The 20,075-nt window shown below is 75.5% G+C and carries 24 protein-coding genes and 1 riboswitch; of the genes, 3 read left to right on the top strand and 21 right to left on the bottom strand.

Annotation, left to right across the window (positions count from 1 at the left end; translation table 11 throughout):
• From ACIQBJ_RS08870 to ACIQBJ_RS08860, 3 genes are read right to left on the bottom strand one after another with little or no spacing between them, the layout of a single operon-like run.
• Positions 1-468 (bottom strand): SRPBCC domain-containing protein, encoded by a 468-nt coding sequence (locus tag ACIQBJ_RS08870; protein WP_400705963.1) that lies wholly within the window; start codon positions 466-468, stop codon positions 1-3.
• Between the two features lie 53 nt (positions 469-521).
• The gene (locus tag ACIQBJ_RS08865; RefSeq protein WP_400705960.1) at positions 522-1,139 is read right to left on the bottom strand and encodes an SDR family oxidoreductase; all 618 of its coding nucleotides are present in this window, start codon (positions 1,137-1,139) and stop codon (positions 522-524) included.
• Between the two features lie 57 nt (positions 1,140-1,196).
• A complete protein-coding gene (locus ACIQBJ_RS08860; protein ID WP_400705957.1) occupies positions 1,197-1,739 on the bottom strand; it encodes a carboxymuconolactone decarboxylase family protein in 543 nt (180 codons plus the stop codon).
• Between the two features lie 50 nt (positions 1,740-1,789).
• Between ACIQBJ_RS08860 and ACIQBJ_RS08855 the strand changes: the two genes are divergently transcribed.
• Positions 1,790-3,214, top strand: a complete 1,425-nt coding sequence (locus ACIQBJ_RS08855) for a PLP-dependent aminotransferase family protein (RefSeq protein ID WP_400705954.1) — start codon at positions 1,790-1,792, stop codon at positions 3,212-3,214.
• Positions 3,215-3,221: 7 nt separating this feature from the next.
• On the opposite strand, the gene ACIQBJ_RS08850 is transcribed toward ACIQBJ_RS08855, so the two are convergent.
• The 16 genes from ACIQBJ_RS08850 to ACIQBJ_RS08775 form a co-directional block, all read right to left on the bottom strand.
• On the bottom strand, positions 3,222-3,407 hold the full coding sequence (locus ACIQBJ_RS08850) for a DUF6126 family protein (RefSeq protein ID WP_400705951.1): 186 nt from the start codon (positions 3,405-3,407) through the stop codon (positions 3,222-3,224).
• A 42-nt stretch (positions 3,408-3,449) separates the two neighbouring features.
• Positions 3,450-4,055: a helix-turn-helix domain-containing protein gene (locus ACIQBJ_RS08845; protein WP_400705948.1), complete on the bottom strand. Its 606-nt coding sequence runs from the start codon at positions 4,053-4,055 to the stop codon at positions 3,450-3,452.
• A 229-nt stretch (positions 4,056-4,284) separates the two neighbouring features.
• Positions 4,285-6,018: a pyruvate dehydrogenase gene (locus ACIQBJ_RS08840; protein WP_400705945.1), complete on the bottom strand. Its 1,734-nt coding sequence runs from the start codon at positions 6,016-6,018 to the stop codon at positions 4,285-4,287.
• 251 nt (positions 6,019-6,269) lie between these two features.
• Positions 6,270-6,518, bottom strand: a complete 249-nt coding sequence (locus ACIQBJ_RS08835; protein WP_400705942.1) for a hypothetical protein — start codon at positions 6,516-6,518, stop codon at positions 6,270-6,272.
• A 75-nt stretch (positions 6,519-6,593) separates the two neighbouring features.
• Entirely contained in the window at positions 6,594-7,679 is a 1,086-nt protein-coding gene (locus tag ACIQBJ_RS08830; RefSeq protein ID WP_400705939.1) for a cytochrome P450, read from the bottom strand.
• Complete coding sequence (locus tag ACIQBJ_RS08825) at positions 7,664-9,064, bottom strand: cytochrome P450 (RefSeq protein ID WP_400705936.1); 1,401 nt, start codon at positions 9,062-9,064, stop codon at positions 7,664-7,666. Before ACIQBJ_RS08825 ends, ACIQBJ_RS08830 begins: the two co-directional genes overlap by 16 nt.
• Positions 9,061-9,657: a GTP-binding protein gene (locus ACIQBJ_RS08820; protein ID WP_400705933.1), complete on the bottom strand. Its 597-nt coding sequence runs from the start codon at positions 9,655-9,657 to the stop codon at positions 9,061-9,063. The genes ACIQBJ_RS08825 and ACIQBJ_RS08820 overlap by 4 nt, the downstream gene beginning before the upstream one ends.
• A complete protein-coding gene (locus tag ACIQBJ_RS08815; protein ID WP_400705930.1) occupies positions 9,635-9,979 on the bottom strand; it encodes a DUF742 domain-containing protein in 345 nt (114 codons plus the stop codon). The genes ACIQBJ_RS08820 and ACIQBJ_RS08815 overlap by 23 nt, the downstream gene beginning before the upstream one ends.
• Positions 9,976-10,386, bottom strand: a complete 411-nt coding sequence (locus ACIQBJ_RS08810; RefSeq protein WP_400705927.1) for a roadblock/LC7 domain-containing protein — start codon at positions 10,384-10,386, stop codon at positions 9,976-9,978. Before ACIQBJ_RS08810 ends, ACIQBJ_RS08815 begins: the two co-directional genes overlap by 4 nt.
• On the bottom strand, positions 10,370-11,590 hold the full coding sequence (locus ACIQBJ_RS08805) for a sensor histidine kinase (RefSeq protein ID WP_400705924.1): 1,221 nt from the start codon (positions 11,588-11,590) through the stop codon (positions 10,370-10,372). Before ACIQBJ_RS08805 ends, ACIQBJ_RS08810 begins: the two co-directional genes overlap by 17 nt.
• Before the next feature lie 77 nt (positions 11,591-11,667).
• Positions 11,668-13,644, bottom strand: a complete 1,977-nt coding sequence (locus ACIQBJ_RS08800; protein ID WP_400705921.1) for a SpoIIE family protein phosphatase — start codon at positions 13,642-13,644, stop codon at positions 11,668-11,670.
• 122 nt (positions 13,645-13,766) lie between these two features.
• Positions 13,767-13,994 (bottom strand): hypothetical protein, encoded by a 228-nt coding sequence (locus tag ACIQBJ_RS08795; RefSeq protein ID WP_400705918.1) that lies wholly within the window; start codon positions 13,992-13,994, stop codon positions 13,767-13,769.
• A gap of 159 nt (positions 13,995-14,153) precedes the next feature.
• Positions 14,154-14,357, bottom strand: coding sequence for a hypothetical protein (locus ACIQBJ_RS08790; protein ID WP_400705915.1), 204 nt, complete (start codon positions 14,355-14,357; stop codon positions 14,154-14,156).
• A gap of 31 nt (positions 14,358-14,388) precedes the next feature.
• The gene (locus ACIQBJ_RS08785) at positions 14,389-14,967 is read right to left on the bottom strand and encodes a TetR/AcrR family transcriptional regulator (RefSeq protein ID WP_400705912.1); all 579 of its coding nucleotides are present in this window, start codon (positions 14,965-14,967) and stop codon (positions 14,389-14,391) included.
• Positions 14,967-15,839, bottom strand: coding sequence for an alpha/beta fold hydrolase (locus tag ACIQBJ_RS08780; protein WP_400705909.1), 873 nt, complete (start codon positions 15,837-15,839; stop codon positions 14,967-14,969). Before ACIQBJ_RS08780 ends, ACIQBJ_RS08785 begins: the two co-directional genes overlap by 1 nt.
• A gap of 162 nt (positions 15,840-16,001) precedes the next feature.
• Positions 16,002-16,292 carry a YiaA/YiaB family inner membrane protein gene (locus ACIQBJ_RS08775; protein WP_400705906.1) on the bottom strand — a complete coding sequence of 97 codons (291 nt, stop codon included), beginning with the start codon at positions 16,290-16,292 and terminating at the stop codon, positions 16,002-16,004.
• Positions 16,293-16,508: 216 nt separating this feature from the next.
• Positions 16,509-16,670: riboswitch (cyclic di-AMP (ydaO/yuaA leader) on the top strand.
• A 10-nt stretch (positions 16,671-16,680) separates the two neighbouring features.
• On the opposite strand from ACIQBJ_RS08775, the gene ACIQBJ_RS08770 reads away from it, so the two are divergent.
• Positions 16,681-17,442 (top strand): M23 family metallopeptidase, encoded by a 762-nt coding sequence (locus ACIQBJ_RS08770; RefSeq protein WP_400705903.1) that lies wholly within the window; start codon positions 16,681-16,683, stop codon positions 17,440-17,442.
• A 96-nt stretch (positions 17,443-17,538) separates the two neighbouring features.
• Here the strand turns inward: ACIQBJ_RS08770 and ACIQBJ_RS08765 are convergent, their stop codons facing one another.
• Together ACIQBJ_RS08765 and ACIQBJ_RS08760 are read right to left on the bottom strand one after the other, a co-directional pair.
• Complete coding sequence (locus tag ACIQBJ_RS08765) at positions 17,539-18,054, bottom strand: DUF3995 domain-containing protein (RefSeq protein ID WP_400705900.1); 516 nt, start codon at positions 18,052-18,054, stop codon at positions 17,539-17,541.
• 219 nt (positions 18,055-18,273) lie between these two features.
• Complete coding sequence (locus tag ACIQBJ_RS08760) at positions 18,274-19,086, bottom strand: hypothetical protein (protein WP_400705897.1); 813 nt, start codon at positions 19,084-19,086, stop codon at positions 18,274-18,276.
• A 224-nt stretch (positions 19,087-19,310) separates the two neighbouring features.
• Here ACIQBJ_RS08760 and ACIQBJ_RS08755 point away from each other — a divergent pair, with 224 nt between their 5' ends.
• Positions 19,311-20,009: a sensor domain-containing protein gene (locus tag ACIQBJ_RS08755; protein ID WP_400705894.1), complete on the top strand. Its 699-nt coding sequence runs from the start codon at positions 19,311-19,313 to the stop codon at positions 20,007-20,009.
• Positions 20,010-20,075: the final 66 nt, after the last annotated feature.

The raw sequence follows: 20,075 nt of genomic DNA, 5'->3' as shown, positions 1-20,075 counted from the left end.
TCAGTCCGCCTCCGCGTGCACCCCCGGATGCGGGTGGCCGCCCGGGACGAACAGCGGCTGGACCCGCCCGCTCTGCGCCCAGTCCTTCAACCGGACGGCCAGCTCCGCCCAGCGGCCCGCCACCGCGGGGACGGCCACCGCCGCGCCCGCCGACCAGCCCAGGTGCCGCAGCAGCAGCGAGGTGTGCCGCGGCCCGTCCGGATGGTCGAAGAAGTCCCAGGTCACCGTCGTCCCGGCCCAGCCGGCCGGCTCGGGGCCGACGCTGCGCCAGGCCACCCGCTCCAGGTCGGCCCGCTCCCGGCGCAGCCGCAGCGGCTGCGCCGCGTCCGGCACCGCGACCAGCAGGTCCGTGCCGTCCCGCTCGACCCCCGTCGACCACCAGGCGGTCAGGCCCTCGCGGGTGTCCAGCGCCGCCAGCAGGCGGCCCGGGGACGCCGCGACGTCGAACTGCAGGGCGATCTCGGCCATCGCACTCACCTCATCCCCCACCATCCCGCCGCGCCGGGGGCCGGGCAACCTCGTCAGGTGGTGAGCTCCAGGGTCTGGTGGATCGTGGTCGGGTCGTCCAGCAGCCGCACCAGGGTGTGCGCGACCTCCGCGCGGGAGACCTCGCCGAAGCGGTTCGGCGGCGGCGCGAGGTGCGGGTGCCGCTCGGTCGGGGCGTCGGTCAGCGCGGCCGGCCGCAGCACCGTCCAGTCCAGCGGCCGGTCCTTCAGCGCCTCCTCGGCCGCCCACTTCGCCTTCAGGTAGGCGTCGAACTCGGGCGTCACCGCCGGGTCGCCGATCCGCTCCAGGCCCATTGAGGACACCAGCAGGTAGCGCCGCACCCCGGCCCGCTCCGCGGCGTCCGCCAGCAGCACCGCCCCGGCCCGGTCCACCGTCTCCTTGCGGGCCGCCCCGCTGTTCGGGCCCGCGCCCGCCGCGAACACCACCGCGTCCGCGCCCGCCAGGTGCTCCGCCAACTCCTCGGCCGAGGCCCGCTCCAGGTCGCAGACCACCGGCCGGGCGCCCGCCGCGCGCAGGTCCGCGGACTGCGCCGGGTCGCGGATCAGCCCCGCCACCGAGTCGCCGCGCGCGGAGAGCAACTGCGAGAGCAGCAGCGCGATCTTGCCGTGTCCACCTGCGATCACCACGTCCATGGCACCGGACGCTACCCGCGCGGCGGTGGCGGCGGTCCGAGGCGCGCCCGCTCCCGGCTACTTCGGGGCGGGCGTCATCCGGCTGGCCACGCCGACCCGGTTCAGCGCGTTGATCGAGGTGATCAGGGCCAGCAGGTGGGCGAGTTCGACCTCCGCGAAGTGGGCCGCCGCCTCCTCGTACACCCCGTCCGGGACGTGCGTCCCGGCCACCAGCGTCACCGACTCGGTGAGCGCCAGCGCGGCCCGCTCGCGGGCGGTGAAGAACGGCGTCTCCCGCCACGCCGCCAGCGTGTGCAGCCGGTGCTCGGCCTCGCCGTTCGCCCGGGCGTCGGCGGCGTGCAGGTCCAGGCAGAACGCGCAGCCGTTCAGCTGCGAGGCCCGCAGGTTGACCAGCTCGGTCAGCACCGGATCGGCCAGGCCCTCGGTCGCCGCCCGCGAGGCGGCCAGCAGGTGGCGGTAGAACTCCGGCGCCAGGTGGCGCAGCGAGATCCGCTGCGCGGGCGCGGGAACGGGGGCGTCGGCGGTGTCGGCGGCTCCGGTGGCTCCGGCGGCTCGGACGGCTTCGACGGCAGGTTCGGCAGTGGTCACGCGATCGGTCATACGGCCCACCGTAGGCCCGCTTTGGACCAGGAGTGTGGTTCATTTGAGGCATGAGTTCCTGGGCCACTTTCGGCGGCGACCTGCACCTCGACCTCGACGCGGGCCGCGGCCGCGGCCTGGGCCGGCGCGCCGCCCTGGAGGACGCGCTGCGCACCGCGGTCCGGGACGGCCGGCTCGCCGCCGGCACCCGGCTGCCCTCCTCCCGGGCCCTGGCCGTCGACCTCGGCCTGGCCCGCAACACCGTCGCCGAGGCGTACACCCAGCTCACCGCCGAGGGCTGGCTGGCCTCCCGGCAGGGCTCCGGCACCGTGGTCGCCGCCCGCGGACCGCAACCCGCCCCGGCCGCCCCGCCGCCCGGCCTGGCACCCCGCCCGGCCGTCCGGCACAACCTCCGGCCCGGCACGCCCGACCTCGGCCGCTTCCCGCGCACCGCCTGGCTGGCCGCCGCCCGCCGGGCCCTGGCCGCCGCCCCGGACGAGGCGCTCGGCTACGGCGACCCGCGCGGCCGGATCGAACTGCGCCGCGCCCTGGCCGGCTACCTGGCCCGGGTCCGCGGCGTCCGCACCGACCCCGAACGCCTGCTGGTCTGCACCGGCTACACCCAGGGCCTCGGCCTGCTCTGCGCCGCCCTGCGCGAACGGGGCGCCACCGCCGTCGCCGTCGAGGAGTACGGACTGCCCCCGCACCACGCCGTGATCGCCTCGCACGGCCTCGCGGTCCGCCCGCTGCCGCTCGACGAGGACGGCGCCGACACCCGCGCACTCGACCGCACCGGCGCCGGACTGGCCGTCCTCACGCCCGCCCACCAGTTCCCCACCGGCGTCCCGCTCCGGGCTGCCCGGCGGGCCGCCGCCGTCGACTGGGCCCGCCGCACCGGCGGCTACCTGCTGGAGGACGACTACGACGGCGAGTTCCGCTACGACCGGCACGCCATCGGCGCCATGCAGGCCCTCGACCCCGAACGGGTCGTCTACGCCGGCACCGCCGCCAAGTCGCTCGCCCCCGGCCTGCGGCTCGGCTGGCTGGCGCTCCCCGCCGACCTGGTCGAACCCGTCGCCCGGCACAAGCGCCGCGCCGACGGCCAGAGCGGCGCCCTGGAACAGCTCACCCTCGCCGAACTGATCGACTCCGGCGGCCACGACCGGCACGTCCGCCGCAGCCGGCACCTGCTGCGCCGCCGCCGGGACCGCCTGGTCGCCGTCCTCGCCGAACGCGCCCCCGCCGTCCGGGTCACCGGCCTCAACGCCGGCCTGCACGCCGTCCTGGAACTGCCCGCCGACGGGCCCGGCGAGGCCGAACTCCTCGACCGGGCACGGCGGTCGGGCCTCGCCCTGAACACCCTCGGCTGGAGCCTGGCCCCCGGCGCGACCCCCGCCCCGGCCCGGCCGCCCGGCCTGGTGATCGGCTACGGGGCCCCGCCCGACCACGCCTTCGAGGCCGCGCTCGACGCGCTCTGCGCGCTGCTCGCGCCCTGACGGCCCGTCAGTGGCGGCTGCTGCCCACGTAGAACAGCAGGAACAGGAACGCCACGAACACGTGGCCCGAGACGATGTAGATCCAGACCCTGATCCACACCCGGTTCGAGGCGCGGTAGCCCGCGTCGATGGTCTCCTTGTACTTCGGGACGGCGGCGTGGGCACGGGCACGGGGGTTGGCGAGGTCGGCCATGGCACGGTCTCCTGACACTGGTGGGGGACTGGCTGGGACGGACTACAGGCGCGGGGCGTCGCCCAGGCACAGGTCGCCGCCCGGGCTCTGCATCAGCGTGTGGACGAAGATCAGGTCCAGGCCGGACGCCGAATCGGCCGCGATGCAGTGCGGCGTCAACGAGTCGAAGTGCGCCGAGTCGCCCTCGGCGAGCAGGTGGACCCGCTCGCCCAGGGTCAGCCGCATCCGGCCCTCCGTGACGAACAGCCACTCCTCGCCCGGGTGCACCCGCACCACCGCGTCCTGCACGCTCGGCGGCACGTGCACCCGCAGCGCCTGCATGGCCCGGCCCTGGGCCCCGGCCCGCCGGTACCCCCAGCCGCCGGCCCGCCCCGGCTCGATCACACCGCCCCGGATCACCGGGTCCGGCTCGCCGGGCTGCTCCCCGAGCAGCTCCGCCACGCTGGTCCCGTACGCCCGGGCCAGCCCCAGCAGCACCGGCAGCGAGGGCTGCCGCCGCCCGGTCTCCAACCGCGACAGGTACGCTGGCGAGAGACCGACCCGGGCCGCCGCGGCCTCCAGCGTCAACCTGCTGGAGCTCCGCCGTTCCCGCAGTCGCGCACCGAGGCCCGCGACCTCCTGGTCCTCGCCGAGAGGGCTTTCCGTCATGGGGCCCAGTCCACACCCTCCCTGCCCCCCGGGCAACAAACTTGCCTCCCTGGCAAACCCCTCCCGGGCCTCCGCCGCCCCCTCCGCACAGGGCCGGACCCGGCCGTGCGGCCTTCGGCCTGCTTCGCGGCGTTGCCGTGCGGCCTTCGGCCTGCTGCTCCTCTCCTCTCCTCTCCCTCTGTCTGCTTCCGGATTCTTTTCGTGCGGGCGGTGCCGGCCGGCGAGGCTCTCAGGGGCGGGGGATGTTGCGGAGGTTGGAGCGGGCCAGGTCGAGCATCTTGCCGACGCCGCCGGTGAGGACGGTCTTTCCGGCGGCCAGGGCGAAGCCCTTGAGCTGGGCGGCGGTGATGTGCGGCGGGATGGAGAGGGCGTTGGGGTCGGTGACCACGTCGAGGAGGGCGGGGCCGGGGCGTTCCAGGGCTTCGGCGAGGGCGGTGCGGACCTGGTCGGGGTCGGTGACCCGTTTGGCGGGGACGCCGCAGGCGCGGGCGATCGCGGCGTAGTCGACGTCGCCGTTGTCGATCTCGTACTCGGGGTAGCCGGAGACCAGCATCTCCAGCTTGATCATCCCGAGCGCCCCGTTGTTGAACACCACCGTCTTCACCGGCAGCCGGTACTTCGCCACCGTGAGCAGTTCGCCGAGCAGCATCCCGATCCCGCCGTCGCCCGACAGTGACACCACCTGCCGACCGGGGAAGGCGAGTTGGGCGCCGATCGCGTGCGGCAGCGCGTTCGCCATCGAGCCGTGCAGGAAGGAGCCGATCACCCGGCGGCGCCCGTTGGGGGTGAGGTAGCGGGCGGCCCAGACGTTGCACATGCCGGTGTCGACGGTGAAGACGGCGTCGTCCGCGGCGGTCTCGTCGAGCACCGCGGCCAGGTACTCGGGGTGGATCGGCCGGTGCCGTCCGATGTCCTTGGTGTAGGCCCCGACCACCGTCTCCAGGGCCTTGCAGTGGCGGTCCAGCAGGCCGTCCAGGAAGCTCCGGTCGGTCTTCTGCTCCAGCAGCGGGAGGACGGCCCGCAGGGTGGCCGCGACGTCGCCGTGGACGGCGAGCTCCAGGGGGGTGCGGCGGCCGAGCCGGGTCGCGTCGTGGTCGACCTGCACGGTGCGGGCCTGCGGGAGGAAGGAGTCGTAGGGGAAGTCGGTGCCCAGCAGCAGCACCAACTCGGCTTCGTGCAGGGCCTCGTGGCAGGCGCCGTAGCCGAGCAGGCCGCTCATCCCGACGTCGAAGGGGTTGTCGTACTGCACCCACTCCTTGCCGCGCAGCGAGTGCCCGACGGGGGAGTTCAGGGTGCCGGCCAGCCGCATCACCTCCTCGTGCGCGCCCCGGACGCCGGCCCCGGCGAAGACCGTCACGGTGCGGGCCCCGTTCAGCGCCTCGGCGAGGGCCCGCACCTGGGACCACGGCGGCGCGGCCACCGCCCGCTCGGTGAGGAAGGTGCTGCGGCCGGTCGGCCCGGCGGCCGGGAGCGCGGCGACGTCGCCGGGGAAGGCCAGCACCGAGACGCCCGGCGTGCCCAGCGCGTGCTGGATGCCGATCCGCAGCAGCCGGGGCAGCTGGGCCGGGTTGGTGAGCATCTCGCACCAGCCGCTGCAGTCGGTGAACACCCGCTCCGGGTGGGTCTCCTGGAAGAAGCCGGTGCCGATCTGCGCGGACGGGATGTGCGAGGCCAGCGCCAGCACCGGGACGCCGCTGCGCTGCGCGTCGTACAGGCCCTGGATCAGGTGGGTGTTGCCGGGGCCGCAGCTGCCCGCGCAGACGGCGAGCCGACCGGTCAGCTCGGCCTCGGCGGCGGCCGCGAAGGCCCCGGCCTCCTCGTTCCTGACGTGCACCCAGGAGATGCCCTCGGTGCGGCGGATGGCGTCCACCACCGGGTTCAGGCTGTCGCCCACCACCCCGTAGACCCGCTCGACCCCGGCCTCCCGGAGGACCGCCACCAGCTGGTCGGCCACGCTGCCCACAGGACCACCTCATGCCACGACGCACCACGACAGGAACGGACACGAAGCACCATATCGGGCGAAAACCGGCAGCAGGCCGACCGCCTCGCCAGTACCGCGTCAGGCAACCTCCGCCCGTCGCGACGCCCGGCACGCCCTCTCGCCGCACCGGCCGAAAACCCGAGTACACCCAGTACAAGGGCTTCCGTCCGGCACGCCGAGAGCACGCACCGGACGCCGCTCCTTGACGGCGAAGGCTGCCTGACGCGGCACTAGAGGGTGGAGCCGAGCGCCTCGCAGGCGCCGGTGGTGGAGTCGACCAGCGGACCGGCCACCGGGTACTGGGCGAGGTCGCGGTGGCACAGCTCGGCGGTGCTGGGCAGCGGGCCCTGGTAGCCGGTGTCCAGGCCCTGGGCCTGGCCGAGGCCGCCGGCCTGGGCGAGCGGGGTGGCGGAGGCGGGCGCGGCGGCGAGGGCCAGCCCGGCCACCGAGAGGGCGGCGAGCGCGGTGAGCTTCTTCATGGCAGGTGCAACGAGCGTCGCCCCCGCCCGGTCACGTCGACCGGGGCCGGGCGGAGGCGCGGTCCGACAATCGGTTCAGGAGGTGCGCACCGGCAGGGTGCTGATGCCGTTGCTGACGAAGGACGCGATCGGCTTCGGCTCCGCGCCCTCGGCGAACCGCAGGCCGGGGAAGCGGGCGAACAGCTCGCGCAGCGCCGTTTCGGCCTCCAGCCGGGCCAGCGCCGAGCCGATGCAGAAGTGCGGCCCGTGCCCGAGCGAGAGGTGCCGGGCGTCCCGGGTCAGGTCGAAGCGGTCCGCCTCCGGGTAGTGGTTCGCGTCCCGCCCGGCCGCCGCGTACGAGGCCAGCAGGGCGTCGCCGGCCGGGATCAGCACGCCGCCGACCTCGATGTCCTCGGTGGCGTAGCGCATCGGGAACTGGCCGACCGGGCTGTCCCAGCGCAGCGTCTCCTCGACCACCGCCGACCAGCCGACCGTCCCGTCCAGCACCAGGGCCAGCTGCTCGGGGTGGGTGAGCAGGGCCCGGACGGCGTTGCAGATCAGGTTGAGGGTGGTCTCGTGGCCCGCCACCACCAGCTGCATCAGGATGCCGATCAGCTCCGGCTCGCTCAGCCGGTCCTGTTCCTCGCGGGCGGCGATCAGCGCCGTGGTCAGGTCCTCGCCGGGCTCGGCCCGCTTGGCGGCGACCAGCCCGGCCAGCAGCCCGGCCAGGTCGCGGGCCGCGACGGCGCCCGCGCCGGGCGTGGCGGACGAGCTGACCAGGGTGTTGGACAGCTCGTGCAGCCGGTCCTTCTCCAGGTCGCCCAGGCCCAGCAGCTCGCCGATCACGTACATCGGCAGCGGCAGCGCGAACTCCCGGCGCAGGTCCAGCTCGCCGTCCCGCCCGGCCATCGCGTCCAGCAGCTCGCCGATCCGCCGCTCGATCGCCGGGGCCAGCGCGGCCACCCGGCGCGGGGTGAGGGCCTGCGAGACCAGGCCGCGCAGCCGCCGGTGGTCGCCGCCGTCGGCGGTGGTCATCCCCGGGATGGTGATGAAGGTCATCAGCGGCCAGCCCTCGGGCAGCCGGTTCTCCCGGAACAGCCGCCAGTGCTCGGCGCCCTTGGCCACCCGCGGGTCGGCGAGCAGCTGCTGCAGCGTGTCGTGGTGGGTTATCGCCCAGACCACCACGCCGCCAGGGAGTTCGACAGGCGTCGCCGGGCCGAGCGCGCGGAGCCGTCGGTTCTCGGCGTGCTGGTCCCCGCCGAGGGGGTCGAGTCTGTGGGCGACGGGCGCTGCGGTGCGGTCCATGGGGTCCTCTCGGGATCGGTGCGGGTCGGTACGAAGGCGCTGTACAGCACCGGGAGGCTGACCAGGGCACGCGACCAGGGCGACTGGCGCCAGGTCAACTCGTGCGCGGGGACGGCCAGCTGGAGGTCGGGGAGGCAGTGCAGCAGGGTCTCGACCGCGGTCTCGACGATCAGCCGGGCCGGGTCCTGGGCCGGGCAGACGTGCGGCCCCGACCCCCAGGCCAGGTGCGCCCGGTTGCCGGCGATGCCCCCGGCGCCGTGCACCGCCGGGTCGTCGTTGGCCGCGGCCAGGCCCTGCACCAGCATGTCGCCCGCGCTGATGTACTGGCCGCCCAGCACGGTGTCCGAGACCGCCCACCGGCCGGGGAAGTTCTGCACCGGCGGGTCGCGCCACAGCACCTCGTCCAGCGCGTCCGCCACGGTGGCCCGGCCGCCGGTCAGCGTGATGCGGAACCGGCGGTCGGTCAGCAGCAGCCGCACCGTGTTGCCGATCCAGTTGATGCACGGCTCGTTGCCCGCCACCAGGATCACCATCAGGTGGTGCACCACCTCCTCGTCGGCCAGCCCGACCGGGTGGTCGAGCAGCCAGGACACCAGGTCCTCGCCCGGCTCCGCGCGCCGCCGCCGGACCAGCTCGGAGAGCAGGGCGAAGAACTCGGCGGCGGCCCGGTGCGAGTCCGACCCGGAGTCCACCAGTGCGGTGATCAGCTCCACCAGCCGCGGGCCGTCCGCCGCCGACAGGCCGAGCAGCCGGGTGAACACCAGCAGCGGCAGCTGCCGGGTGAACTGGGCGACCAGGTCCGCGGTGCCGTCCGGCCCCCAGCTCCCGATCAGCGCCAGCGCGGCGGCCTCGGTGGTCTCCCGCAGCTCCCGGTGGTCGATCCGGGCCAGCGTGTCGGCCACCGCCGTGCTCAGCCGCTGGTGCTCGGCGCCGTCCATGCTCTGCAGGGTCGGCCGCCACATGATCATCGGCACCAGGTGCGAGTCCGGCCGCAGCCGGCCCTCCCGCAGCACCCGCCAGCGCCGCGAGTCCTTGGAGAACTGCTGCTCGTTGCGGGTCAGTTCGAGCAGCTCCTGGTAGCCCAGCACCAGCCACGCCTCCGCGCCCGGCTCCAGCTCGATCGGCGCCACCGGCCCGTGCTCGGCCCGCAGCCGGGCGTACAGGCCGTGCGGGTCCTCGGCGACCGCCCGGCCGTACAGCGGCGCGCCCGGCGGCCGGGTGTACGGGCAGCCCCCGGTCGCGGTCTGCTCGGGAACGGTCACGACGGCTCCAGGGCGCCGGTGTACAGGTGGTCCACGAAGTCGACCAGCAACTGGTGGGCGGCGTCCGGGTCGCGCACGTCGCAGGACAGGATCGGCACCCCGGGCAGCAGGTCCAGCGCCGCCCGCAGCTCCTCCTCCGGGTGCTCCGGGGTGTCCGGGAAGACGTTCACCGCCACCGCGAACGGGATGCGCTGCTCCTCCAGCAGCCCGAGCACGTCGAAGCACTCCTCGATCCGGCGGGTGTCCACCAGCGCGATCGCCCCCAGCGCCCCGCGCGACAGGTCCTCCCACAGCGGCCAGAACCGCTGCTGGCCCGGCGTGCCGAACAGGTACAGCGCCAGCTGCTCGGACAGCGTGATCCGCCCGAAGTCCAGCGCCACCGTGGTCGTGGTCTTCAGCGGGCGGCCCGTCAGGTCGTCCACCTCCGCCCCGGCCTCGGTCATCGTCTCCTCGGTGCGCAGCGGCGCGATCTCGCTCAACGCGCCCACCAGCGTGGTCTTCCCGACCCCGAACGGGCCGGTCACCAGGATCTTCACCGCCCCCTGGACGGTGTCCGGCAGGTACACCGGTTCAACGGAGCTGGCGGAGGCCAACGAGCACCTCCTCCAACAGTCCGGCCGGAGCCCGCTCGGCCTGCCGCACCGGCGGCAGGACCTGAACGGCCCCGGACTCCCACAGATCGCCGACCAGCACCTTCGACACGCTGATCGGCAGGCCCAGGTGGGCCGCCACCTCGGCGACCGACAGCAGCTCCCGGCACAGCGCCAGGATCGTGCGCTGCTCCCGGTTGACCGCCATCGGGTCCACCCGGGCCCCCGGTACGGTCCGCACCAGGCTCTCGAACTCCAGCGCACCCCGGCCCGCCCGGCTGCGCCCCCCGGTGATGACGTACGGCCGGACCGGCCCGCGGCTCACCGCAGGTCCCCTGCCCCGGCGGCCTCCTGCCGGGGCGCGACGCCCAGGTGGCTGCCGATCCGGGCGACCAGGGTCTGCATCTGGTACGCCACCAGGCCCGCGTCCACCGTCTCGGCCGCCACCACCGCCAGGTGGGTGCCCGCGCCGGCCGCCACCAGGAACAGGTAGCCGCCGCCGTACTCGATCACGATCTGCCGGGTCGTGCCGTCGCCGAACCCGCTCGCCACCCCCCGGGACAGCGACTGCAGCCCCGAGCAGGCGGCGGCCAGCCGCTCGGCGTCGTCCCGGCCGATCCCGGGGCTGCGGCCCATCTCCAGACCGTCGTTGGACACCACGACGGCGTGCTGGACCTCCGGGACGGAGACGATCTCCGTCAGCATCCAGCCGAGGTCAGGGTTGGTGGTCATGGGAGTCTCCCGAGCGCTGGGGCAGTTGGGGGGAAGCGGGGAAAGCGTCCGGCCGGGCCGCCGAGCGGCCCTCGGCGGTGCCGGACTGGAACAGCGACATGAACGCCTGCGCCTCGCGCGCCGATCGCGGCGGCGCCGACTGCTCCTGGGCCGGGAAGGAGCTGCGCGGGACACCGCCCCGGCGGTTGACCCGCCGGGGCAGGCCGCCGCCCTGCGGCGGCACGGCGGGCGGCGGCCCGGCCGGGGGGAAGGCCGGGCGGGCGGACGGCCCGGCGGCGGGGGCCGCCGGGAACACCACCGGGGAGCCCACCGTCAGCGGGTCGGTCAGCAGCGCGGACGGCAGCAGCACCACCACCCGCACCCCGCCGTACGGGGACGGCGCGGAGTGCACGGTCACCCGGAAGCCGTACTGCCGGGCCAGCAGGCCGACCGCGGCCAGGCCCAGCTGCGGCACCTCGCCGATCCGGGAGACCTCCAGCGCGCCGTCGCCGGCCAGCGCCGCCGCCGCCTTCGCCACCGTGGTCGCGGTCATCCCGACGCCGCAGTCGTCGATCTCGATCACCGCGCCGTTGTGCACCGGCAGCAGCGACACGTACACCTGCGAACTGGGCGGCGAGTAGCGGGTCGCGTTGTCCAGCAGCTCGGCCACCGCGTGGATCAGCGCCTCGGCGGCCGCGCCGAGCACCGCGGTCTCCAGCCGGCTGCTCACCACCACCCGCTGGAACGGCATGATCCGGGACTGCGCGCCGCGCACCACGTCCTCCAGCGGCACCGGCTCCGGCCAGTGCCGGCCGGCCCGGGAGCCGCACAGCACCGCCAGGGTCTGCGCCAGCCGGGCCTGCTGGGCGGCCGCGTGGTCGGCCCGCAGCAGGCCCTCCAGCAGCACCGGGTCGTCGTGGGTGCGCTCCATCTCGTCCAGCCCGGCCTGCTGGTCGTGCGCCATCACCAGGATGCGGCGGGCCACGGTCAGGAAGGCCCGCCGGGTCGCGGCGTTGATCTCCTGCTCCCGTCGGACCACCTCCACCCCGGCCTGCCGGTCGGCCAGCTCGGCCGCCAACTTCACCCGGTTCTCGGCGAGTTCGCCCTCGACGGCGGCCAGCCGGCCGCGCAGGGTACGGGTGACGGCCCGGTACCGGGCGGCGGCCGCGAGGGCGAGGAGGGCGAGCAACGCGACTGCTGCCAGGCACCATTGAGTGGTCGTCACGCGCGAATTCTAGGGCGGAGATACTACTGGCGTATGAACGGAACGGCCCCTCGGCGTTCGGATCACGACAAAACCGGTCACTGCCGGGGGCGGTCGGTGGACGATCCGTCCGCCGACCGGTGCAACAGCAGCAGCGCCACGTCGTCCGGCCGGACCTCGCGCTCCGTCGCGCTCGGCGCCAGCAGGTCCGCCAACCGCTCCAGCGCCCCCGGCCGCCCCAGCCGCTCCGCCCCGCCCGCCTCCGCCGTCCACCGCCGCAGGCCGCCCAGCAGCCGCCGCACCGACACGTCGTAGTCCTCGCCCCGGGTCTCCACCAGCCCGTCCGTGTAGGCCAGCAGCGTCTCGCCGCGCTCCAGCCGGGCCCGCGCCGACGGGTAGCGCACCCCCGGCAGCACCCCCAGCGGCGGGCCGCCCGGCAGCTCCAGCTCGGCCGCCCCGCCCGCGCCGATCCGCACCGGCTGCGGATGCCCCGCCCGGGCCGCCCGCAGCGCCCCCGTCGCCGGGTCCAGCACCACGTACAGGCAGGTCGCGAACAGCTCGGTCTCCATCCGGGACAGCAGCCGACTGGTCCGCTCCAGCACCGCCGCCGGATCGTCGTCGCCGTCGCCGTCCGTCGCGTACGCCCACAGCCCCGAACGCAGCTGCCCCATCACCGCGGTCGCCTCCGCGTGGTGGCCCTGCACGTCCCCGATCACCAGCCCGACCCGGCCGCCCGGCAGCCGCAGCAGGTCGTACCAGTCGCCGCCGACCTGCATCCCCTCGGTCGACGGCAGGTAGCGGGCCGCCGAGGCGATCGACGGCAGCACCGGCAGCGACCGCGGCAGCATCGCCCGCTGCAGCTCGCCGGCCCGCTCGTGGTGCACGTCGTACAGCCGGGCCCGCTCCAGCGACTGCGCCAGGATGCCCGCGAACGCCGAGAACATCGTCCGGTCCCCGGGGTCGAAGCCGCGCCCGTCGGCGAAGGTGATCAGGCAGGAGCCGACCTGCCGGCCCGAGGCCACCAGCGGCAGCACCGTCCAGGCCGGCGGCGCGCCCGGGCCCGGGACGTCCGGGCCGCCGAACAGCGGCGTCGCCCGGGCCGCGTGCTCCGCCGCCCCGTCCGACCCGTCCGCGCCGGACCGGCCGCCCCGGGACACCGGGGCCATCGGCAGCAGCCGCTCCTGGTCCACCAGGTCCAGCACCACCTCGGACGCCCCCAGGGCGGGCCGGACCACGTCGGTCAGCGCCGCCGTCACCTCGCGCACCGTCACCGCCCGGGTCAGCGCCCTGGTCAGCGCCAGCAGCAGGGTCGACCGCGCGCCCTCCCCGCCCGGCCCCGGCGGCCCCGGCCGCCACTCCCGCCCGGTCAGCAGCCCGGCCGCCCGCACCGGCCGCCGGTCCCCGTCCAGCACCACCTCGCCGGCCTCGTCCACCAGCACCACCGAGCCGTCCGGCCGCACCGCCCGGTACGACAGCCGGTACGGGCCGCCCGCCGCCAGCGCCTCCGCCAGCCCCGCCCGCAGCTCCGGCAGGTCCTCCGGGTGCACCACCGACGCGGGCTCCGGCGCCAGGCCGTCCGGCCCCGGTGCCCGGCCGACCACCCGGTGGGCCCGCACGTCCCAGCGGGTCTCGCCCGTCACCAGGTCCCGCTCGAACACCCCGGCGCCCGCCGCGCGCACCGCCGCCGACGCCGCCCGCTCCGTCGGCCGCGCCAACCGGGCCAGCCGGTGCGCGGCCGCCTCGGCGAAGGTCTCCAGCAGTTCGACGTCCTCGCGCGGGACGGGGCCCCCGCGGGTCAGGGCGAGCGTCAGCGACCCCACCGGGGCGCCGTCCGCCACCAGCGGCAGCACGACCGACACGTCCGGCCCGGCCGGATCGACCGCCCCGGACCCGGCGACCGGCCGCAGCACCCCGTCGCCGTCCGGCAACCGGAGGGCGGAACCCGCCGCGGCGATCCAGTCCGGCCCCTCGGCCAGCAGCGCCGCCAGCACCCCCGCCGGGTCGGACGCCCGCAACAGGGCGCGCACGCAGCGCAGTTCGGCCCGGCCGACAGGTCGGGGCGCGCTCTGGTCCATGGGCAGCGCCCGGCCCTTCCGCTCGACGTCCCGGTGCCGACCATCTTATGGACGCACCGGGCGTACCGGCGGTTTCACGACACGTGGTGATACGACCGTTTCGCCCCGGGCCGCACCCCGCCCTACTGGCCGTCGACCTCGCCGTACCCCCGCTGGCACCCGGCCGCCACCGGCCGCCGGGACCGGAACGACCAGGCCACCGCGATCCCCCGGACCACCGAGGCCGCCAGCCCCGGCTCCCCGCCCCGGGCCGGACGCGGGTGCGCCACCGCGGCGGGACGGCCCGCCGCCCGCCGCCGGGTCGGCGTCAGTACGATCCCGGGCGCGATGTGCTGGGTCGGCTGCGTCATTGCCCTGTCCTCCGTGCTCGTCGGTCGGGGACCCGTACGGGGTCTCCGAGCGATATGACCGCCCGACCGGCGGGCGGCGTTACACGGAGTCGGGACCGAATCCCCGACGTGCCGTCAGATCCGTTCGAACCGGCCCGGACCACCCGGCCCGGATCGGCCTCAGACCTGCGGGGTCTGCGCCACGCCCTGCGCCACCGTCTCCGCGAAGTCCTCGCCGATCGGCAGGTCGGGGGCGGACACGGCGTCCTTGAGCGGGCCGCCGCCGACGTGCTCCGGGGCGGCGTGGGCGGCGCTGGGCGCGGTCAGCGAGGCGACCACACCGACGGCGAGGGAGGCAAAGGCGAGCATGCTGCGCTTCTTCATACCGGGTAGAACGCGGCACCCCGGCCGGAGGTCACGGGGCCTTCGCGCCCGGCCAGCCGGCGAAGCCCTCGATCAGCACCCCGGTCAGCCGCTCCAGCGTGGTGTCGGTCCCCTCGGCGAGCTGGAACGCCCCCGCCGTGGTCAACGAGGCGTAGCCGTGGGCCGCCGCCCGCAGGGTCCGCACCGCGTGCACCGCCTCCGAGCCCTCCAGCCCGTACCCGCGCAGCACCGCGAACAGCACCCGCACCAACCGCTCCGCGGCGGCCTGCAGCTCGGCGTCCGGCTCGGGCGCCTGCGGCAGCGCGGCGTAGCGCCGGGGGTACGTCAGGGCGTAGTCGGCGTAGGCGGTGAGCAGGGCCCGGACCGCCTCGTCCCGGGACAGGCCGAGGACGGCGGCGGCCAGGTGCTCGGCGAGCTCCTCGGTGGTGCGGACGGCGATCAGCCGGCGCAGCTCGGGCAGGCCGCCGCTGACGTGCTTGTACAGCGAGGGGGTGGCCACCCCGGCCCGGGCGGCGACCGCGGCCAGCGTGAGGGCGGACTGCCCCTGGGCGTCGACCAGTTCGAGGGCGTGGTCCACCACCGCGGCGGTGGAGAGTCCGGCGCGGGGCATCAGCGGGCGTCCTCGTTCGGCTCGTTCGGCTCGTCGGTCTCGTTCGGCTCGCCGGCCAGGCCCGCCAGGAAGGGCAGCAGGGCGTCGGCGACCGCCCGCGGGTGGCTGGCCATCGGGTAGTGGCCGGCGTTGCCGATCATCACCTTGCGGCCGCGCAGCGCGGTGGCCTGCCGGTCCGCGATCAGCTCGGGCTTCGGGAAGTCGGGGTCCTTGTCGCCCATCAGCACCAGGGCCGGGACGTCCACCGCCGCGCACCAGCCGACCGGCGCCGAGTCGCCGCCCAGGTAGCCGCGCAGGGCGGCCTTGCGGGCGGGCTCGCGGAGCATCGCGGACAGGTCGGCCCGGTAGGCGTCGAAGTCGGCCGGGCGCTCGGTCGGGTAGTAGAACTTCTGCAGCGCGCCCCACAGGCCGGGGAAGGTCGCCACCAGCGGGCCGACCAGGCCGAACAGGGCCTTCTGGAAGCCGTTCAGCGGCAGGTTCTCGATGAACGCGTCGATCAGCACCACGCCGCCGGTGCGCTCGGGGGCCAGCGCGGCGGCCCGGACCACGGTGGCGCCGGTGTAGGAGCTGCCGACCAGCACCGCGCCGCGCAGGTCGAGGTGGGCGAGCAGGGCGACCAGGTCCTCGGCGATCGCGGCCGGGGTGTAGCTGTCGAACCCGGTCGAGGACTCGCCGAGGCCGCGCAGGTCCATGGTGACCACCCGGTGGCCCGCGGCGGTCAGCAGCGGGGCGAGGTGCCGGTAGGCGGAGCGCTTGTCGAGCATGCCGGGCAGCAGCACCACGGGGACGCCGGCGCCGGGGGTGTCGTCGTAGGCGATCCGGCCGCCGGTGACGTCGAGGTACCGGGTGGTGGTGCCGAGGGTGCTGTTCATCGCGGGCCTCCTGGGCGGGCGTCCGGTGCTCCGGGCCCTGGCGGTCCGGCTGCTTCCGATAGCCATAAAGCTAAGGCTAATAGCCTTAGCCGTCAACCCGCCGGCCGGGACCGGCCCGACTCGGCCCGACTCGGCGTGGCCCGGCGTGGCCCGGCCCGGCGGTCAGATTCCGTCCACCTTGAACGGGTCGTGCTCGGCGAGCAGCTTCTCCAGGCGGGCCTGGTCGACCCGGCTGGTGATCGCCCCCTCGTCCTGGCGGTCCCGGATCACCTTGGCCAGCGTGAACGCGGAGGTGATCAGGTAGAGCATTCCGACGGCGAGGAAGGCCCGCATCCAGGCGCTGACCGGCAGGTAGGCGATTCCGAGGGCGAGGGCGACGGCGGCCAGCGAGAAGGAGGCGACGGACTGCAGGTAGTAGGCGGCGGTGGTGCGCTGCGGCACGGGAGCGGTCATGGCCCCAGGGTCCCGCCGGGGCGGCGGCCGGTCGTGAGTACGGATACTCAACGGGCCCGTCACGATCCGTCATGGGCCACCTGGCGAACCATCACAAATCGCCCATAGGGCGTCAGAAAACTTTCATCGCCTCCCGGGAGGAGCTTGGAATCATGGGGTCCATAGGATTAACGTTTGATAACGCAGCGCGGTCGGCAACGCCGTATCCAAGCGGCACCGTGCGCCACGCCTAATCCCACGGGTCTGCCTCCGGGCGACCCGGGAGCCGGGGAACCACTTTCCACCGGGGTGAATCGGAACGGCCCCAGGGCCCGACCGTAGGAGACCTTCCACCTCCGAACCCGTCAGCTAACCCGGTCGGCGGCAGGGAAGGAAGGAGCACGCCTCCGTGGCGTCGACGTACCCCCAGAGCACCGGCACCAAGGTGCTCGACCACCCGACCGGCAACGAGGGCGCCCGGCACCGGCTGCCCCGCCAGTCCTCCCGCTCCAACGCACCCCTGCTCGGCGTGACCGCGGTGACCGCCGCCTTCGGAGCCACCGCCTTCGCCCAGGCCCCGGCCGCCGCCCCCGCCATCGTCAGCCCCGACGAGGCCTCGGACGGCCTGCTCGCCGCCGACCCCGGGCTGGCCCTCGCCGCCCGCATCCAGCAGCAGGCCGACGGCCAGCGCACCGCCGCCGACGAGTCCGCCCGGATCGCCGCCGCCAAGGACGCCGAGGCCAAGCGCGCCGCCCAGCAGGCCGAGGCCAAGCTCGCCTCGCACACCCTGCCGGTCGCCGACTACACGCTGAGCGCCGAGTTCGGGCAGGCCGGCGTGCACTGGTCCCGCCTGCACACCGGCCTCGACTTCGCCGCCCGCACCGGCACCCCCGTGGTCGCCATCGGCGCCGGCACCATCACCTCGGCCGGCTGGTCCGGCTCCTACGGCTACCGGATCATCCAGACCCTGCCCGACGGCACCGAGATCTGGTACTGCCACCTGTACCGGATCAGCGTCGCCACCGGGAAGGTCACCCCCGGCACCGTCCTCGGCTCCGTCGGCGCCACCGGCAACGTCACCGGCCCGCACCTCCACCTGGAGGTCCGCCCCGGCGGCGGCGCGCCGATCGACCCGCTGCCCTGGCTGCAGAAGCTCGGCCTCCAGCCGTAACCCCCGCGCTCCCGACGGCCGGGCGACGCCTCCGGGCGGACCCCGGCCGTCCGCACGCCCGGCCCCGTCCGCACCGGGCCCGCCGGTTCCGGCCCGTCAGTTCCGGCCGCCCCCGCGGCGGCCGAACGCGGCCAGGCCGAACAGCAGGCCGCCCGCCAGGAAGAACGGCTCGTAGAGGAAGGTCGCGAAGCGGGCCATCGTGTCCAGGTCCGCCACCGACTCGTGGCCGAACGCCAGGGCGGCCCAGTCCGGTATCGACGGCAGGGCGTGGAACACCAGCAGGGCGGCGGTGGCCCGGGCCGCGAGGAGCAGCCGAGCGGCCGGTATCCGGCCGGTCGGCGGCCGGAGCAGCGCCAGCGCCAGCGCGGCGGCCACCGCGCACATCGGCACCGCCGCGATGTCGATCACCAGCAGCGGGGTGTTGTCCAGCACCGACAGCTCGTCGGGCAGGCCGACCCGGCCGCCCAGCAGCCAGTACAGGTGCACCAGGGAGAACAGCGCCGACCAGCCCGCGGCGGCCAGGGCGGCGGCCCGGCGGACGGGAGCGGTCAGCGGGAGCCGGGGGAGCGGGGCGGCGACGGAGCGCGCGCCCGGAGCGGTCGTGGTGTCCATGCCCCAAGGATGCTCCCGCCCCCGGCCCCCACGGATCGTCCGTACGGCCACGGTTGATGGTCCGTCAGGTCGATCCGCGGGTCGTCCGACCGGCCGACCCACCCCGAGCCCACCCCGAGCCGGCGCTACCCCACCCGAGGTACGCCCCGGCCGGAACCGCACGTCACGGGGGCTCCGCGCCACCGGGGCCGCACCGCCGGGGTCAGTACTCCGCCGGGGTCAGTACTCCTCCGGCGCCAGGTCCGGGAACTCCTCCAGCAGCAGCCGGGCCAGCCCCGGCACCGTCCACTCCCCGCACAGGTCGATCGCGGCCTGCGCCACCGCCTCCTCGAACTGCTCGAACTCCCCGGCCAGTTCGGCCGGCATCGGCAGCCCGCGGGCGTTCAGCTCGGCCAGGTTCCGGTACGAGCGCGTCATCAGGCCCTGCTCCAGCAGCCGCCGCGCCCCGTCGGTGGACACCCCGACCAGCAGCGGCCGGCCCGGCTGGTCCCAGTTGCCGTCCCCGTCCAGGTCGGGGGCCCGGTCGAAGGCCGCGTGCCGCTCCTCCTCCGGCAGCTCCCGGAACGCCGCCAGCCACGCGCGGACCGCCGCCGGGTCGTCCGCCGGCACCCCGTCCGCGCGCAGCAGCAGCGCGTACAGCCGCGGCCAGGTCACCAGGTCGGCCCGGCGCAGCAGCGACACCAGCACCTCGCCCTGCCACTCCGCCTCCGCGAGCAGCTTCTCCCGGCGCTTCGCGTTCAGCCGCCGCGCCGCCCGCTGGTGCTCGATCAGCAGCCGCACCGCCGCCGCGTACTGCGCCGGGTCGCCCACCGGCTGGACGTACAGGTGCAGCTGCTCGTACAGCAGGTGCTCCAGCACCGGCGAGGACAGCTCGGGGAAGCCCTCGTGCAGCCGGGCCCCGCCCAGCTCCAGCAGGGTCAGGACGGTCCGCACCGCCGGCTCGGGCACCGGGTCGAGGCCCGCCTCCGCCGCCCAGGACAGCAGTTCGGCGGCACGGGTGCGCGGGATCAGGTGCAGGTCTTCGTCGTCCACCCAGGTACGGTAACCGGTCCCCGCGGGCCCGCCCGGCACCCCGACCCCCGGCCCCGCCCGCCCGCGGGGGTGGCCCGACCCCCGGTCGGGGCGGGGGTTAACCCCACCCGGAAGTCGGCAGCAGACCTCATTCCGACGGACCCCTCCGCTGCGGCACCTTGGAGACGTGCCCGGCACCGCCGACCGGCGGCGCCGACCGACCACCCGAACCGAAGGGCCTGCGGATGTCCACCGCTGCGTACCCCGCCGCCACCGGCGGCCACCACCACCTCGGCCGACCCGGGTTCTGGCGCGCCCCGTTCTCCGGACACACCTACCGCGAGTACAGCTACACGGTCAGCGGCCTGCCGCTGGCGATCCTCGGCTTCACCCTGGTCGTGACGCTGTTCAGCACCGGCCTCGGCCTCGTCGTCACCATGCTCGGCCTGCCCGTGCTCGCGCTGCTGCTCGCGGTCTCCCGCGGCCTCGGCGCCGCCGAGCGGCTCCGCGCCCGCACCCTGCTCGGCCTGGAACTCCCCGAGCCGCCCGCGCTGAAGGTCACCCGGGAGGGCGCCTGGGGCGCGATCACCGCCCGGCTGGCCGACCCGGTCGGCTGGAAGGCCGCCTTCCACCAGTTCGTGACGTTCCCCTGGGCGGTCCTCAGCTTCACGCTCTCCACCGTCTTCCTCAGCGTCGGCTGGGGGCTCGCGCTCTTCCCCTGCTACCAGTGGGTCTTCGCCCGCTACACCCCCTGGAACGGCTACCGGATCGCCGACTGGACGGACTCGCACGGCGTCCAGCACGTCTACGACATCACCGAGACCTGGCAGATCGCCGCCGTCACGCTGCTCGGCCTGGTCTTCCTGTTCCTCACCCCGCAGGTGATCCGCGCCCTCACCAACGCCAACCGCTTCGCCGACCGCGCCCTGCTGGCCGGTCGCTGAACAGCCGCCGGACGGCCGCCGGACGTGCGCCGGAAGATTGCCGGACCGTCGCCGGACGTGCGACAC

Origin of the sequence: Kitasatospora sp. NPDC088391 (assembly GCF_044753345.1) — a bacterium.
In the GTDB taxonomy this organism is placed as follows: Bacteria; Actinomycetota; Actinomycetes; order Streptomycetales; family Streptomycetaceae; genus Kitasatospora.
Note: the sequence above shows the minus strand (reverse complement) of the source record. Positions and strands in the feature narration are given on the sequence as shown.

What these genes read in the sequence shown, in the direction of transcription:
- ACIQBJ_RS08870 (WP_400705963.1), bottom strand. Translation starts at nt 468, where the DNA reads ATGGCCGAGATCGCCCTGCAGTTCGACGTCGCGGCGTCCCCGGGCCGC.
- ACIQBJ_RS08865 (WP_400705960.1), bottom strand. Translation starts at nt 1,139, where the DNA reads ATGGACGTGGTGATCGCAGGTGGACACGGCAAGATCGCGCTGCTGCTC.
- ACIQBJ_RS08860 (WP_400705957.1), bottom strand. Translation starts at nt 1,739, where the DNA reads ATGACCGATCGCGTGACCACTGCCGAACCTGCCGTCGAAGCCGTCCGA.
- ACIQBJ_RS08855 (WP_400705954.1), top strand. Translation starts at nt 1,790, where the DNA reads ATGAGTTCCTGGGCCACTTTCGGCGGCGACCTGCACCTCGACCTCGAC.
- ACIQBJ_RS08850 (WP_400705951.1), bottom strand. Translation starts at nt 3,407, where the DNA reads ATGGCCGACCTCGCCAACCCCCGTGCCCGTGCCCACGCCGCCGTCCCG.
- ACIQBJ_RS08845 (WP_400705948.1), bottom strand. Translation starts at nt 4,055, where the DNA reads ATGACGGAAAGCCCTCTCGGCGAGGACCAGGAGGTCGCGGGCCTCGGT.
- ACIQBJ_RS08835 (WP_400705942.1), bottom strand. Translation starts at nt 6,518, where the DNA reads ATGAAGAAGCTCACCGCGCTCGCCGCCCTCTCGGTGGCCGGGCTGGCC.
- ACIQBJ_RS08810 (WP_400705927.1), bottom strand. Translation starts at nt 10,386, where the DNA reads ATGACCACCAACCCTGACCTCGGCTGGATGCTGACGGAGATCGTCTCC.
- ACIQBJ_RS08800 (WP_400705921.1), bottom strand. Translation starts at nt 13,644, where the DNA reads ATGGACCAGAGCGCGCCCCGACCTGTCGGCCGGGCCGAACTGCGCTGC.
- ACIQBJ_RS08795 (WP_400705918.1), bottom strand. Translation starts at nt 13,994, where the DNA reads ATGACGCAGCCGACCCAGCACATCGCGCCCGGGATCGTACTGACGCCG.
- ACIQBJ_RS08790 (WP_400705915.1), bottom strand. Translation starts at nt 14,357, where the DNA reads ATGAAGAAGCGCAGCATGCTCGCCTTTGCCTCCCTCGCCGTCGGTGTG.
- ACIQBJ_RS08785 (WP_400705912.1), bottom strand. Translation starts at nt 14,967, where the DNA reads ATGCCCCGCGCCGGACTCTCCACCGCCGCGGTGGTGGACCACGCCCTC.
- ACIQBJ_RS08780 (WP_400705909.1), bottom strand. Translation starts at nt 15,839, where the DNA reads ATGAACAGCACCCTCGGCACCACCACCCGGTACCTCGACGTCACCGGC.
- ACIQBJ_RS08775 (WP_400705906.1), bottom strand. Translation starts at nt 16,292, where the DNA reads ATGACCGCTCCCGTGCCGCAGCGCACCACCGCCGCCTACTACCTGCAG.
- ACIQBJ_RS08765 (WP_400705900.1), bottom strand. Translation starts at nt 18,054, where the DNA reads ATGGACACCACGACCGCTCCGGGCGCGCGCTCCGTCGCCGCCCCGCTC.
- ACIQBJ_RS08755 (WP_400705894.1), top strand. Translation starts at nt 19,311, where the DNA reads ATGTCCACCGCTGCGTACCCCGCCGCCACCGGCGGCCACCACCACCTC.